The following is a 14,705-nucleotide window of genomic DNA, read 5'->3' on the forward strand; positions in this document are numbered from 1 at the left end:
TATCATGCAACCGCACCCACAACCAGTATCAAGTATCCGGCATCAAGGAGGAAATGCATGCGTGTTTTTCAGCGGATATTTCACCTGGCAATGGTTTGTAGCTTGATCGGCTTGTACCCCGTGATGAGTTTGGCCCAGGAAACCGGCGCGATCAAGGGCGCCGTCAAGGACGTTGAAACCGGCAAGGGTCTCGCGGAGGTGAATGTTGTGCTCAGCGGCACAAGCCGTGGCGCCAACACGGCTGCCGACGGCAGCTTCAGCATCACGAGTGTGAAGCCCGGCGAGTATGAGCTGATCGTGAGCTTGATCGGTTACGCGACGCTTCGCCAGCGCCTTGTTGTGACGGCTGGAAGCGAGACGACTCTCGCCCTCGAGCTGCAGCAGAAGCCGCTCGATCTCAGCGAAATTCTGGTGCAGGCCGATCGGCCGTATTCCGCTGCTTCCTCGCGCGCCGTGCGGGATTTCGACTTGCGCGTGCGGCCCAACCGCTCTGCACAGGAATTACTTCAAACCGCGCCCGGCTTGATCATCGCGCAACACGCCGGCGGCGGCAAGGCCGAGCAAATTTTCCTGCGCGGTTTTGATGCGGATCACGGCACCGACGTCAACATCTCGGTGGATGGCATGCCGGTGAACATGGTGTCGCACGGCCACGGCCAGGGCTATGCCGATTTGCATTTCATCATTCCCGAGGTGATCGACGCCCTGGAAGTTTACAAAGGCCCCTACTTTGCGGAGTTCGGCGATCTCGCCACTGCCGGCGCGGTGGCCATGCGCACGCGCGATCATGTCGAATCCAATTTGGTGCGGCTCGAAGGCGGCCAGTTTGAAACGTATCGTCTGACCACCCTCTATCAAATCCCCGGCACCGGCATTCACAACAATGCCTACCTGGCCGGGCAGTTTTATGGCACGGACGGCCCGGTTGATAGTCCTCAGGGCTTTCGTCGCGTCAATCTTTTTGGAAAATTTCACACCCACTTGAATGAGACTTCCAAGCTCTCGCTTGACATCGGCGGCTTCAGCTCGGCCTGGAACGCTTCCGGCCAGATTCCGTGGCGCGCCGTGCGATCGGGATTGATCGACCGCTTCGGCGCCATTGATGATTTTGAAGGCGGCACCACCGGCCGGCAGAATCTCAATCTCGCCTATGAAGCACATGGCGAGGGCAACAGCGAGTTTTTGATTCGCGCTTACACCACACGTTACAACTTCAAGCTGTTTTCGAATTTCACATTTTTCCTGAATGATCCCGTCAACGGCGACATGATCGAGCAAACCGACAGCCGAACGCTGCTGGGCTTGAACAGCCGCCATCGCTTTCATCATCAAATCGGCGGCTTGCTCGCAACGGCGACACTCGGCGGCGGCTATCGTGCTGATGACATTGCGGTCGCGCTGTGGCGCAGTCCGGGAAGAGTGCGCGATCAGGCATTGGTGAATTCTGACATCTTTCAACGCAATCTCTACCTTTGGGCGCAGGAAGAGTTGATTCTTGGTCCAATGGTGCGGCTGCAGCTTGGTTTGCGCGGCGATTATTTCACCTACGATGTGGAGGATCATCTCGAAGGCACGCCTTCGGATTTGCCGCATGCTTCCGGTTTCGCACAAAAGACGATTCTCAGCCCCAAGGCCAATCTGGTGATCAGCCCGGCACAGGCCCTGGAGCTGTTTGTGAATTTTGGCACCGGCTTTCATTCCAATGATGCTCGCGACGTGGTGATTGCCCGCCGCGTCAGCGATGCCATTCGCCGCTACCGGCAGCAGGGTTTGAGCGAAGAGGAGATCGCCGCGCGTCTGGCGCAGGCCAATTTCGACCCTGCCATGGGCAGTGAGGAAACGCTGCCGCGCGCCACCGGCGGCGAGATTGGATTTCGAATGCGCCTGGGCAATCGTCTCAACTTCGGCGCGGCGCTGTGGGGCCTCAATCTCGAACGCGAGTTCGTGTATGTCGGCGACGAGGGCACGACTGAACTCAGCGGCCGCACGCAGCGCCATGGCCTCGATCTCGAAGCCCGCTGCGGCTTGACTTCCTGGCTTTATGCCGATGTCGATCTCAATCTCTCCCGCGGCAAATTGCGTGATGCGCCGGCCGAGGCGGATGAAATTCCGCTGGCACCGCGTCTCTCTTCCGCCGGTGGCCTGACGGTGAAGCATCCCTCCGGCCTCGAGGGCGGCTTGCGCTACCGCCACATTGGCGATCGGCCTGCCAATGAAGCCAACACCGTCACCGCGCTCGGCTATTCCGTATTAGATCTCACCGCCGGCTATCGTTTTGGCAATTACCAGCTTCATTTCATTCTGGAGAATCTCACGGACACCGACTGGAACGAGGCGCAATTTGACACCGAATCGCGATTACCCAACGAAACGGAGCCGGTGTCGGAGCTGCATTTCACGCCGGGCAATCCGAGAAATGTGCGGGTGGGGTTGAGTTATTTCTTTTGAAAGCAGGGCGGCTCCGCGCCTGCGCGTGAGCGCCGGCGTTTGTGAGTCGGGTGTGCCCGCTTCGGCGCGCCTTTAAACACCGCCTGTTTGAACCAGCCGGGAGTCGATCGCATGATCACTCCCGGCTTTTTTGTTTGCTCTGCCCTCGCAAATCCGGCAGCCCGGGATGCCGGGATCGCTTTCCACCCCGCTGCCGCCCTCGTGAAAATTTTGCGAGAAAATTCCGCTCCGCCGGCATCTTGAGACAGTGCGGATTCAGGTCTCCGCCTCATCATTTTCATCGGCAAAATCGGAAAGCGACGATGCCCCCATTTTTTCAAACCTTTTCCCGGCGGGAGCTTTTGATCACCAGTACCTGCTTTCTGGCTGTGATGGCGGCGGCCCTGCTGCTGGCGGAGCAGAGGGAACCGGTTCTGTTTTACAAAATCCTTTACACCGCCCGGGCCACCATGATTCTGTTTACCCCGGCCATCTGTCTCTATGTGTTGCCGGGATACTCGCAGAGCAGGCGAAACTATTGGCTGCTGTTTTGGACTTTCAGCTTTCTGTCCTACGCGATTCATCTTTACTACGCCTTTGTCATCTTCTTTCATGGCAGCCTGAGGGAGTTTTTTGCCGCGCAGGGCATGCTGGTGGCAACCATCAATTTGATCATCACCATTTGGTGGGCCTTCGATATCATGGCAGTGTGGACCCGGCCTTTCCCTGCCTGGTGGCTGCGGCTGCAGCGGGGTGCGATACAGATCATTATTGCCGTGACTTTTTTTGCTTCGACCGTCATTCTGCACGGCGTGGACAACAAGGAGCCGTTCGTTGTCGTGCTGGGTGTGCTGCAAGCTGCTGCGATCCTGGCGGGCGTGGCAATTCGTGTGGTGTCGCATGCGCGACGGCTCAAACTGTGAGCCGACTGCTCTGGATTCCCATCCGTCATGTTGCATGCGGCATGCAAAGCCGCCATGCGGGGTGCAAGATTGATTGCTTCATCGTCCGCCGGCAAAGTCAACCTGCGAGACATGCTCCTGCGACGACCCGGCCGTTGCGGTTGAAAACCCCGGGGGTCCCACGGTGCCCGAATGTTGGAAAACTTCGGCTCCGCCGCGGTGGGAGCATGTCCCGAGGGACGCCAGTGGAATTCCCGTTTCGATCACAAAAGGAGTGCATATGAAGCGCCACGGTGGAAGCATCTTCATTGTCGCAAGCGCGCTGTTGTCCCTGTTTGTGCTGGGCTGCCCGCCCGCGCCCTTCGATTGGGGCAACCACGACGTTCTGCGCGACGAGTTGCCGGGACCAACGATCCCGAAATACAACGGACAAGAAATTCCCTATGAGGAATACATGAAATGGGTGGCATGGGGCGAGGAGTGGTTTCGCAACGAAACATTCGGCAACGAACGGCTGCTCACGGACGTGACCGGTTTTCTCAACGGCACGGTGGACGTGCCGGCGGGGACGGGCTGGCGCCAGGAAAGCTTCTTCAAGTTTTTTGTCGAGGCGATCGATGCGCTCGACAGCGTGAGGGGAAATCTTTACAGCGGCAACGGGGGCGGTTACACGCATGACCTGATTTTGACCTTTCCTGCCGGGAGCAAACTGCATGGCGATTTGCCGCTGCCCGAACGGCTGCACACCGGTTTGGATGTCGAGGCCGGCGCCACCTGGCCGCTGGGCATCGTGGCGGTGCCGGCATCCGGGGAAGAGCGGGACCTGCCTTATCTGCTCGATGCCAATCGCTACGCCGGCGGCGAACGCGGTGTGGGACCCGCGCCGCCGGAAAAATATCGCGTCGGCATGTCGTGCGCGATTTGCCATTATTCTCTTGATGTCGATTGGGACGGCCGCACCGATCTCCACTCCGCGCGTTTGGGCGCTGCCACACCCGGCACACCGTTCAAGCCGGAAGATGCCTGGGCGATTGGCAATCAAGATTTGCACCTCGGTTGGATTTTCGTTTCGGCTTCCAATCCAATCGCCGCGTTGTTCGCTTCCGGCCGGCCGGGGCAAAAGACGCCCGCTGAGGCCAAGGCCTGGATGGAAGAGATTCTGAGGAACTATGAAAGCCGTCCGCAGGAAGTCACGAGCGAAATCGTGCGCGGCGTACAGATGATGCCGCGCGGCTATTTCGATGACACGCCCGATGCGATTCACAATCCGCTGCAATATCCCGTGCTGTTCACGCGGCGGAACTGGCCGTTCAACTATGACGGCGTGATGCTGAATGCCTCGGACCGCAACAACAATGTGTGGACGATTTCCTTCGATCCCTCCCAGCTCGTGGGTTTGTGCAAGGATCGCGGCGGCAAAACCGCCAAACTGCTTTTCTGGATGAAGCCCGGTATTTTTTCCGTGCTGACGGCGGAACAGTATGCCGATCTGCTCGTCCGTTATTCGCCCGCGGTGGCACACGATCCCGCGCAACGACAGGCGCTGCGCGACGACATTCTCGGCATCAGCGACGGCATGCCCGGTGTGTTGAACAATGCGGCCATGGTGTTGATCGATGATCTTCCTGCGGTTGTGCCCCGGGAGGTGCTGGAGCATCCCGACAACAAAGCGCACCGCCGCGTGCGCAAAGCCGCCGAGTTCGGCAGCGACGGCAGCCTGCGCCACCAGATGACGGGCTTGCTGGGAACGCGCGTGATCACGCCGCGCCACGTGCGCGAGCAATACCGGATTGAACAGTGGGCCGCGACCTACGGCCTCAATGCCGATGAGTTTGTCTCGGATGCCGTGAGTCTGATGCTGGACTGGGTGCAGCCGCCCACCAATCATACCGCGCTGCTCGCCCGGGCGCGCAACGCCGGGTTGGTGGAAAAGGGGTATGAGATTTTCAAGGCACAGGGTTGCGCCAAATGCCACGCCGGACCATTTTTCACCAACAACAAGATCATCCCGCTGCAGGAAATCGGCACAAACAGCGCACGCGCACTGGCAACCGAGCCGCTGCAAACCTTCATCGCGCCGGAGTATGATCCCGCCACCGGGAAAGCCATCGCCAAGGGCTTCTGGGGTTTTCTGGGAAAGTTTTTCGGCAGCAAACAGAAGTACGGCTATAAAGTCGTCACCCTGCGCTATCTCTGGGGCACTGCGCCGTATCTGCATGACGGCGGGGTGGCGGTGGCGCTTGATCCGCAAATGCCGCCGGCGGGTGACGATTTACAGGCGCTGTTGCGCCGTGCACCCGCGGAGAAGATTTACGGTGCCGGTCAGATTCTCGCCTATCGGGAAGAACATCCCGAGTCATACTTTCGGCCCAATGCGGCGTTGAGTTTGCAAGCCGTGCTGCTGCAATCCGAGCGGGAGAAAGTGATTGCGGCGAACAAAGAAAAGGTTTATCCGGTGCCGGGCAGCACGGCGCGCGTGGCGATGGAAGACATGAATGTGCAGGGCATTGGTCATGAGTATTGGATTGCAGATGAACCCGGCGGCGACACCGTCACGGCATTGGTGGCCTTTTTGCTGGCCCTCGATGACAAGCCGGGAGAATGAGCCAAACACACTGTGCAGGAGGTTTTTGGTCATGAAGAAGTTCCACAAAACAATGCCTTTCTATCAACCGCTCACGCCGCGGGATTTCGGCGTGGATGATCTGTCGCAGGTTTTGGTGGTCAGCGATCTTCACCTCGGCGAGGGCCGTGCGCCCCGCTCGATCTATTGGCATCGTTTGGAGAACTTCACCTGCGACGAGGATTTCGCCGCGTTCCTGCAGCACAAGCGCACGCAGGCCTGCGCGCGCGGCGAGAAGTGCCTGCTGGTCATCAACGGCGATTTCATCGACTTTCTGCGCATCACGCGCACGCCCGCCTCCCTGGCGGAGCTGCAGGTCTGGCGCGACCAGTTGCAGGAAATTCCGGCGTCCGATTTGCGTCTGCGTGACAAGGAGGAACTGCTGGCCGACTTCGATGCCTTTGCCGCGTGCTGGCGCAGGCATCTGCCGGGCCGGCACCGGTGGCGTGCATGCCCGGCGGCTGACCGAAGCGTGTTGCAGGAGAAACGTTACGGACTGGACACGCAAGACTTCAAGTCGGTTTATCGTCTGTATCTCGCCTGGCAGGGGCATGCCGCTGTCTTTGCCGCACTGCAAGCCTGGCTGCGGGCCGGTTTCCCCGTGCTCATCATCACCGGCAATCATGATCAGGAATTCGACCAGGAGGTGGTGCAGGCCTGGCTGCGCCATAAACTCGGGCTCGCGTCCCATGACCGCCGGCTGCGGTTCTGCGGCCGGGGCGTTGAGTTGTGGCAGACCGTTCGCATCGAGCACGGCCATCGCTACGAATGGGTCACGGACACACCCGTTGAATGGCGGGAGGCGCGCATGCAAACGCTGCAGCTTCCGGCCGGCTCCTGGTTCAATCGTTATTTCGTCAATCAAATCGAGATGGAAGTGCCCTATCTCGACAACGTACGGCCCAGCATTCGCGTGGTGAAGTATCTCCTGCGGTCGCATCCGGGCAAGGCGGTCAAACTGCTGCCGCAATTGCTCCGGGCAGTTTTTCTGCTTTGGCCGAAACCGGCGGCCCGCCGGCTGATCTATCTGGGTGCTTTGCAGGTGGCGCGCGTGATGGTTCCGGTGGCTGCTGCGCCATGGTTGTTTTTTGCCACAAGCGGAGCGGAGCGCTGGCTGTTGCTTGTGCTTGCGCTTCTTGCCCTGCCCTGGCTGTTTACGCGATGGGGCAAACTCCTGCACCACCGTTACGCCCGCGGCAGAGAACAAGGCCCGCGTGCTTTCATGACGAAAGAACTGCCCCGCCCTGCTGCCGTCCCCTTCCTTGCCGTGAGCGGGCATACGCACAAGCCCGACCAGCAGTTTTGGCCGGAGGCCGGCATGATTTATTTGAATAGTGGCACCTGGACGGCAGTTTTTGAGGAAGAGAGCGGTGTGGTGCGCAATGACTTGAGCAAATCTTTTGTGGAATTGCACCGGCTGCCGGCGCGCGGCTGGCAGGCAGAGTTGAAGCGTTGGGAGTATTTGCCCCGACCCGAGCGCGAGTTGACGCTGCTGGCGCCGCGGTCGCGCCGGCAATCACCGGAAACCAGCACAATGCCGGTAACCGCTTCGGAAGAGATGAAGGCAAAGCCGGAATTGATTCCGCATGGCAACGGTACAATGATGCCGGCCTCGGTGTAACGGCAGCGTGAGCATGGCAGCGTCGCGCTCCCTGGCCTCGGCTTTTTTTGAATGATGCCGGCCGCCAGTGGCCACAACCCCACCCTTGAGTTGAAAGCGTTGCCGGTGACGACGGCTTGGAATGAACTTGCGCGTGGCATTCGCCGTTTGATGAGATGATACGCTGCTACGTGCCAAAGCGATTGCCCTTTCTCAAACTCAAGTGCAATGGGGTTCCTATGAAGGCGATCAGATTGCTGTCCGTGCTGCTGATGTTGAGCCTCTTGCCCGTGGCCTGGGCGCAAGCCCCTGGTACTGCTGCTGCAACATTCTTACTCATTCAGCCCTCGCTGCGCGCCAACGGCATGGGTGGCGCCTCGGTTGCGTCAATGGCAAACGATGCCCTCGGCATCATGTTCAACCCCGCCCGCTTGGGCAGCATGGCAGGTGACAATCGTTTCATGGCGGAATTCTATCCGGGGAAAACTATTTGGTTGGGTGCACTGGCCTCTGATATTTCCTATGATGCCAGGACTTTTGCCGGAGGATACAGGTTCCGGGCCATCGGCAATCGCCTTCCCGTGAGTGTCGGAATCAGTTACAGTCGGGTCGCACTCGATTACGGAAATGGGGAAATCCCCGGCGCAGGCGACCCCACAACGGTTGTTGCATTTCATGCCATCGAAAGCGCCAAAGTTTGGACCGCCGGACTCCGTGTCGATCATGTCATCAAGGCGGGATTTGCGTTGAGCCTCAGGAGCATCACATCGCAGCCGGGACCCGTTACCGCGACGGGCAGTGCACACGATTTCGGGGTGCTTTTGTATGCCCCCGGCGAGGAAATCGTTGCGCGTCTCACCGGCAGGCCCTGGAGCTTCGCCCGGGCGTGCGCCCCACCTTCGGGTTGGGCTTGGGATATTCGAAAAGCAATATTGGGGATGCCATCAGCTACATTGTCCCCGCGCAAGCAGATCCCCTGCCGCGTACGGCCCGCGTGGGGTTGAGCCTGAACGCCGGCCTGGTGAGCACGCACAACAATCGTCCCTGGCGCACGCTCTCACTCGAACATCAATATGAAGCCGAACAATTGCTCGTCCGCCAGGGGCCGGACGGCCGAATTACATATGCCACTTTTCTGGGCGATATCCACTTCTTCAAAAATGTGATCCTGCGGCAGGAGAATGACAGGATCATCACCAAGTCGGGCTGGGAACTGGCGGCGAATGAAAGTGTTTTCCTGCGCTATGGCCGCTATCGCGATCCGTTGGGCCAGGTCAAATACAACACCTTCGGTGTGAGCCTCAGCTCTTACGGCCTGTTCAATGTCATCCTGGAGCCCTCCCCGCAAAGTTCCAGGTTCATCCGGCTGGTGGCGGAACATGTCGATGTGTGCTACGACTATGCCCGCTATGACATCGATGGCTGGCATCCGCTGGCCGGCACAGATTTTCACGGGGTGAGAATTCGCCTTTTCTGAAGAGCGCCTGATGAACGAAACCCTGCAATCATTGCTGACCGGGTTGGTCTCCAGTGCGATCACTGCGGTCATCACCTACTTCGTGACCTTGTCCAAGGCGCGGGTGGAGCTCTCAGTCGAATATGACCGGGAATTGCGCAAGAACCGGCTGGCCACCTATCAGGAGCTGTGGCGGATCATGAAGCCACTCGCGCGTTATTCCCCGGAACAGCCGCTCACGCCGCAACTGGTGAAGCAGACCGCGGCGGCCATGCGGGATTGGTATTTCGACAACGGTGGCATCTTTTTATCGCGCGCCAGCCGGGGACCCTACTTTGCGCTCAAGCGGAAGATGCAGGCGATCATTGACAATCCCGGCCTGGAAGGAGCAGCGGATGCGCCGCTGCCAAAGGCATTGGCACACGCCCTGCTCAAACGCGGCCACTTGCTGCGCGCGGCTTTGTCAGATGATATTGGAACGAGAGAGGGGCGGTTTGTGTGAAAGCAATTGCGCCTGTCTCCGCCGCAGTCGGACGGCCCGGCAACGGATGACGATGCCGGGAGATGAAGGAAGGGTGTTGTGACAAGGGGTTCTGAAATTCTACCGCGGGGCACAGCGCTCGAAGATAATTCCCAAACCTTCCAGGGTCAAAGCCGGCTCGACGCGCGCCACTGTGGTGAGATGAGGCAGAAACACGCGCGCCAGCCCGCCGGTGGCGATGATGTGCGTGTCCTCGCCCAGCTCGCGCTTCAGGCGGCGGTTGAGGCCGTCGATCAACTCCACCCCCCCGAACATCAAGCCCGCCTGAATGCTGGTCTCGGTGGTGCGGCCGATCACGCTCGGCGGGAATTCCAGTTCCACGCGCGGCAGCTTGGCCGAAACGTGATGCAACACCGTCGCCGTGGTTTCCGGCCCCGGTGCGATGATGCCGCCGAGATACTCCGCGTTTCGGGTCACCACGTCGAAAGTGGTGGCCGTGCCGAAATCCACCACCACCAGCGGCCCGCCGAATTTGTCATAGCCCGCCACCGCGTTGCAAATGCGGTCCGCGCCCACCTGCCGGGGATTCTCATAGAGGATTTTGATGCCGGTGTCCAAATCTGATGTGACATTGACGTAGGGAACACGCAGGCGCTGCTGCACCATGCCTTCGAAAACCGGAGTGAGATGCGGCACCACCGAGCTGAGCGCACAGCCCCGGATTTGCGCCGGGCCAAAGCCCTCCGATTCCAGCAGCAGCTTGAGCATGATCCAGACTTCGTCGCTGGTGTGGGCATTCTTGCTGTGCAACCGCCAGCTTGCATGCAGGCGGCGCTGTTCGAGCAGGCCGAGGGTGATGTTGGTGTTGCCGATGTCAATGACGAGAAGCATGCCGGGGCTCTCTTTGGAGGTCGCCGCTGTAGCGGAGCGGTGGTGGTGTGGCAAGGGACACTCAGGGGCTGGAGGGCGACCAGCCTTCGCGGGCCAGGGTGATCTCGCCCGCCGAGAAGAATTGCAGCGTGCCGTTGGAAAGCCGCAGGATCAACTCCCCGCTGTCGCTGATGCCTTCGAATACGCCGGTGGTGATGCGTTTGAGCTTGCTCATGGGAGTCTGCGTCACGGTCAGGTGCTGGCCCAAATCGTGGCAGCGGCTGCACCACGCGGCCTTGAGCAGGGCGAGCTTGCTGCGCAGATTGCCGAACAGGCTTTTTTCCAGTGCCGCCAGCAGTTCGAGCAGCAGATGCTGGCGGTCGAGGGGACGGCCGCAAATTTGTTCCAGCGAAGTGGCACGACCGCGCAGTTCGACGGGGAAATCCTGCGGCTGCTGTGAAACGTTCACACCAATGCCGGCGATGATCGCTTCGATTTCATCCTGTACGATTTGCGTTTCGCACAGGATGCCGCACACCTTCCGGCCCTCGAACAGGACGTCATTCGGCCATTTCACCTGAAATTCCCGGCGGCAAAACTTCGAGAAGACCTCCGCCACCACTGCGGCAATCGCCAGAGAGATCATGCCGAGGCGTTCGGGCGCGAGCTGTGGTCGCAGCAGGACGGAGAACCACAAACCCTTGCCGGCGGGCGACTGCCAGGGCCGCTGCATGCGGCCGCGGCCCGCGGTTTGTTCGTCCGCCAGCACCACACTGCCGGTGGCTGCGCCACGCCGTGCCGCGCGCTTGAGAAAATCATTGGTGGAAGTGATGCGGTTGAAAATGATCAGATTGCGGCCGACAATGCGCGTCGGCAGCAGGGCTTGCAGGGCGTCCGGCTTCCAGAAGGGGATCTCAGTGCGTCGGCTCATGGGAATGTGCAGCGCTGGCGGGGATTTGGCTCACGGAAACGACTCGTCACATTTGATCACGCTGGCCGATGGTGGCGGGCGGCGGTCACCCGGCCGCGACGCCAGAGAGTACGAAAACATTCGTTCAGACTCAAGGGCAATCTTGCCTGGCAAACTTCGGGCAAAGCGGGATTGAATCGGCACGGCAGGTCGGGGAAGCGGGTGCCAGCACAGCCGGGCCTGAGAGGTGTCTTCGTTTGCTGCGAGAGCTGTCTATTTTGCCTGATATCTGCCAAACACCTCGCGCAACGAGTCCGCAATTTCTCCCAGGGTCACATCGCCCTCGACGCAGGCAATGATGTAGGGCATGAGGTTGTCCCTGCCCCTGGCTGCCGCTTCCAGATGCTGCCGCAGCTCGCTGACCCTGGCATGGTCACGGCGGCGGCGCAGCGCCGCGAGGCGCTGGATCTGCTGCGCTTGAATGCGGGGATCGACGCGCAGGAGATCGATCTTCTTTTCCTCCTTCACCTGAAATTTGTTGACGCCCACGATGATTTTTTCGCCGCGTTCGACGGCCTGCTGATATTCCCATGCGCGCCGGCTGATTTCCTCCTGGAAATAACCCGCCTCGATGGCGGCAACGGCACCGCCCAGGGCTTCGATTTTCTCGATATAGTTTTCGGCGCGGCGCGCGATTTCATTGGTAAGACTTTCGACCAGGTAGCTGCCGCCCAGCGGGTCGGTGACTGCCGGCACGCCGCTTTCATAGGCGATGATCTGCTGGGTGCGCAGTGCGATCATCACCGACTCCTCGGTGGGCAGTGCCAGGGCTTCGTCGCGGGAGTTGGTGTGCAGGGATTGCGTGCCGCCCAGCACGGCAGCCAAAGCCTGCAGGGTCACGCGCACGATGTTGTTGTCGGGTTGCTGGGCGGTGAGGGTGGAACCGGCGGTTTGCGTGTGAAACCGCAACATCATGGCCCGCGGGTTGGTCGCGCCAAAGCGTTCTTTCATGATCCGCGCCCACAGCCGCCGCGCCGCGCGAAATTTGGCGATTTCCTCGAAGAAATGGTTGTGGCTGTTGAAAAAGAAGGAAAGCCGCGGTCCGAAGACATTGACATCCAGCCCGCGCCGCACCGCATGGCGCACGTATTCAATGGCATTGGCGAAAGTGAACGCCACCTCCTGCACGGCATCCGAGCCGGCTTCGCGGATGTGATAGCCGCTGATCGAGATGGGATTCCATTTGGGGAGATGTTGCGAGCAAAACTCGAACATGTCGGTGACCAGGCGCAGTGAGGGGGCGGGCGGGAAGATGTAGGTGGCGCGTGCGATGTACTCCTTCAAAATGTCGTTCTGCACCGTGCCGCTGATGGCCTTCAAATCCGCATTTTGTTTTTTCGCCACCGCAATGTAAAGCGCCAGCAAAATCGCGGCGGTGGCGTTGATCGTCATCGAGGTCGTGACCTGGTCGAGACGAATGCCGGCGAACAGCCGCTCCATGTCCTCCAGACTCGAGATCGCCACCCCCACCCGGCCCACCTCGCCGTCGGCCAGCTTGTGGTCGGAATCATAGCCCATTTGAGTGGGCAGATCAAAGGCGGTGGAGAGGCCGGTTTGGCCTTGCGACAGGAGATAGTGAAAACGGGCATTGGTGTCCTCCGCCGTGGCATAGCCGCTGTATTGGCGCATGGTCCACAGCCGGGCGCGGTACATTTCTGCAAAGATGCCGCGGGTGAAAGGGTATTCGCCGGCAGGCTCCGGCGCCGCTGGAACATCGGCGGCGGTATAGAGATTTTTGAGTTCGATATCGGCGTCGGTTTTCATGACAGGGTCCTCGTATGAATGGGCCTTAAAATGCCCGCGGGCATGTGTGTGCGCGTTGTGTGGTTTGCACCTGAGGAGGGCGGCATTTCTGCCGCGGTTCGACCGGTACAGCAATGCCGTGCGCTTCCAGGCAATGCAGGCCGGTGGCATTCCCAAAACCCCGGTTCAACCTGTGAAGTACCACCCTCGGACAAAAATAATAATACTACAACGTTAAGTTCTAAAATCCGCTCTGCAACCCCAAACTGTCATTCCGGAGGAATTTGTCATGCCCGTATGGACACCCATCGGAGTGAAAATGCAGACATCTTGTCTGCAGCAGGCTGAAAGCCTGCGCTACGGTATTTTCGTAGTAATCTTCCCGAGCACCGCGATTGATGCTTGTTCTGACATTATCTCAAGCACTCAAGAAGATTCTTGCAGAGTGACACTGGGGGGTGGAGGTGCCAACTTAACGTTGCACGAATAAGTGTCCGTCCGAAAACGTTCCGATCCCGGCTGAGCCGGAGTTTTGCACAGCTCCGCAGGATTTTGCAACAACGGCCGGGTCGTTGCCGGAAGATATTCTCCAATCTCGGTGCTTTCGGCGGACACGAATTATTTACCTGTAGCCTCAAAATGGCGTTCGCGCGGATGAAACTGTCGGTGAACTTCCTTCAAATAGGCGCGGTCGAGATGCGTGTAGATCTGGGTGGTGGCGAGACTGGCATGGCCGAGCATCTCCTGCACCGCGCGCAGATCCGCCCCGCCCTCCAGCAGATGGGTGGCAAAGGAATGCCGAATGGTGTGCGGCGAGGCGGGCTTGGTGATGCCGGCCGCCTGCAGATGGCCGCGCAGAATTTTCCACACGCCCATGCGCGAGAGCTTGCCGCCGCGCGCGTTGACAAAGACTTTCTCCTGCATCCGGCGTCGTCGAATCAGACGCGGGCGGATATGCGTGAAGTACTCCTGCAGCCACTTGACCGCGACCTCGCCGATGGGCACCAGGCGCTCCTTTTGGCCCTTGCCAAAGAGACGCACGAACCGCTGCGCCAGGAAGAGATCGTCCATGCCAAGCTCGACGGCTTCGGACACCCGCGCGCCCGTGGCATAAAGAAACTCCAGCAGGGCGCGATCGCGCACGCCGAGCGCGGTGCTGACGTCCGGCTGCCGCAGCAATTGTTCGATGTCGGTGATGTCCAGGACGCGGGGAACTTTTTGGCTTTGGCGCGGCAGCGAAATGGGCTCCGCCGGATCATGGTCGCAATACTTCTCGCCAACGAGATAGCGATGAAACATGCGAATGGCAGCGAGCTGCCGGCCGATGCTGGTGGTGGCCAGCCCCAGTTGTGTCAATTCGGCGAGCAGTGTGCGGATATCGCCGACGGTGACCTGATTGGGGGTGGTGATGCCACGTTCGGCGAGAAAAGCCGTGTAACGGCGCAGATCGAAACCGTAGGAAATGATGGTGTTCTTGGCGAGGTGCTTCTCGGCGCGCAGGTAATCGAGAAACTCAGCGAGGTAATTTCCCAGGGCGGTGCTCAATGCCCATCATCTGGTTGTGGCAGGAGAATGACATGTTCCGCAAGCGGGATTCACAGCCCTGCCGGCATGCTGCCGGTAAAACGCTCAC

General features: G+C 59.8%; 11 protein-coding genes. 7 read left to right on the forward strand and 4 right to left on the reverse strand.

Annotated features, from left to right (window positions below; genetic code table 11):
• The first annotated feature begins 57 nt into the window (after positions 1–57).
• The 7 genes from ONB52_06980 (at position 58) to ONB52_07010 (ending at position 9,510) form a co-directional block, all read left to right on the forward strand.
• A complete protein-coding gene (locus ONB52_06980) occupies positions 58–2,448 on the forward strand; it encodes a TonB-dependent receptor (GenBank protein ID MDZ7415892.1) in 2,391 nt (796 codons plus the stop codon).
• Positions 2,449–2,750: 302 nt separating this feature from the next.
• Positions 2,751–3,350 (forward strand): hypothetical protein, encoded by a 600-nt coding sequence (locus ONB52_06985; GenBank protein MDZ7415893.1) that lies wholly within the window; start codon positions 2,751–2,753, stop codon positions 3,348–3,350.
• Positions 3,351–3,609: 259 nt separating this feature from the next.
• Positions 3,610–5,934, forward strand: a complete 2,325-nt coding sequence (locus ONB52_06990) for a hypothetical protein (protein MDZ7415894.1) — start codon at positions 3,610–3,612, stop codon at positions 5,932–5,934.
• A 31-nt stretch (positions 5,935–5,965) separates the two neighbouring features.
• On the forward strand, positions 5,966–7,573 hold the full coding sequence (locus ONB52_06995; GenBank protein ID MDZ7415895.1) for a hypothetical protein: 1,608 nt from the start codon (positions 5,966–5,968) through the stop codon (positions 7,571–7,573).
• A gap of 218 nt (positions 7,574–7,791) precedes the next feature.
• A complete protein-coding gene (locus ONB52_07000) occupies positions 7,792–8,556 on the forward strand; it encodes a hypothetical protein (GenBank protein MDZ7415896.1) in 765 nt (254 codons plus the stop codon).
• Complete coding sequence (locus tag ONB52_07005) at positions 8,553–9,029, forward strand: hypothetical protein (protein MDZ7415897.1); 477 nt, start codon at positions 8,553–8,555, stop codon at positions 9,027–9,029. Before ONB52_07000 ends, ONB52_07005 begins: the two co-directional genes overlap by 4 nt.
• 10 nt (positions 9,030–9,039) lie before the next feature.
• On the forward strand, positions 9,040–9,510 hold the full coding sequence (locus tag ONB52_07010) for a hypothetical protein (protein MDZ7415898.1): 471 nt from the start codon (positions 9,040–9,042) through the stop codon (positions 9,508–9,510).
• Between the two features lie 99 nt (positions 9,511–9,609).
• On the opposite strand, the gene ONB52_07015 is transcribed toward ONB52_07010, so the two are convergent.
• The 4 genes from ONB52_07015 to xerD all read right to left on the reverse strand — a co-directional run bounded on the left by ONB52_07015 (position 9,610) and on the right by xerD (position 14,617).
• On the reverse strand, positions 9,610–10,380 hold the full coding sequence (locus ONB52_07015) for a type III pantothenate kinase (GenBank protein MDZ7415899.1): 771 nt from the start codon (positions 10,378–10,380) through the stop codon (positions 9,610–9,612).
• A 61-nt stretch (positions 10,381–10,441) separates the two neighbouring features.
• The gene (locus ONB52_07020; GenBank protein ID MDZ7415900.1) at positions 10,442–11,290 is read right to left on the reverse strand and encodes a biotin--[acetyl-CoA-carboxylase] ligase; all 849 of its coding nucleotides are present in this window, start codon (positions 11,288–11,290) and stop codon (positions 10,442–10,444) included.
• Between the two features lie 252 nt (positions 11,291–11,542).
• On the reverse strand, positions 11,543–13,093 hold the full coding sequence (locus ONB52_07025) for a methylmalonyl-CoA mutase family protein (GenBank protein MDZ7415901.1): 1,551 nt from the start codon (positions 13,091–13,093) through the stop codon (positions 11,543–11,545).
• A gap of 597 nt (positions 13,094–13,690) precedes the next feature.
• Positions 13,691–14,617 (reverse strand): site-specific tyrosine recombinase XerD, encoded by a 927-nt coding sequence (gene xerD / locus ONB52_07030; GenBank protein ID MDZ7415902.1) that lies wholly within the window; start codon positions 14,615–14,617, stop codon positions 13,691–13,693.
• Positions 14,618–14,705: the final 88 nt, after the last annotated feature.

This window comes from candidate division KSB1 bacterium, from assembly GCA_034506255.1.
Classification (GTDB): Bacteria; Zhuqueibacterota; Zhuqueibacteria; order Zhuqueibacterales; family Zhuqueibacteraceae; genus Coneutiohabitans; species Coneutiohabitans thermophilus.

Bases quoted from the DNA above. Each gene is read 5' to 3' on its own strand.
- ONB52_07025 (MDZ7415901.1), bottom strand. From the start codon at position 13,093: ATGAAAACCGACGCCGATATCGAACTCAAAAATCTCTATACCGCCGCC.
- ONB52_07015 (MDZ7415899.1), bottom strand. From the start codon at position 10,380: ATGCTTCTCGTCATTGACATCGGCAACACCAACATCACCCTCGGCCTG.
- ONB52_06980 (MDZ7415892.1), top strand. From the start codon at position 58: ATGCGTGTTTTTCAGCGGATATTTCACCTGGCAATGGTTTGTAGCTTG.
- ONB52_07000 (MDZ7415896.1), top strand. From the start codon at position 7,792: ATGAAGGCGATCAGATTGCTGTCCGTGCTGCTGATGTTGAGCCTCTTG.
- ONB52_07010 (MDZ7415898.1), top strand. From the start codon at position 9,040: ATGAACGAAACCCTGCAATCATTGCTGACCGGGTTGGTCTCCAGTGCG.
- ONB52_07020 (MDZ7415900.1), bottom strand. From the start codon at position 11,290: ATGAGCCGACGCACTGAGATCCCCTTCTGGAAGCCGGACGCCCTGCAA.
- ONB52_06995 (MDZ7415895.1), top strand. From the start codon at position 5,966: ATGAAGAAGTTCCACAAAACAATGCCTTTCTATCAACCGCTCACGCCG.
- ONB52_06990 (MDZ7415894.1), top strand. From the start codon at position 3,610: ATGAAGCGCCACGGTGGAAGCATCTTCATTGTCGCAAGCGCGCTGTTG.
- ONB52_06985 (MDZ7415893.1), top strand. From the start codon at position 2,751: ATGCCCCCATTTTTTCAAACCTTTTCCCGGCGGGAGCTTTTGATCACC.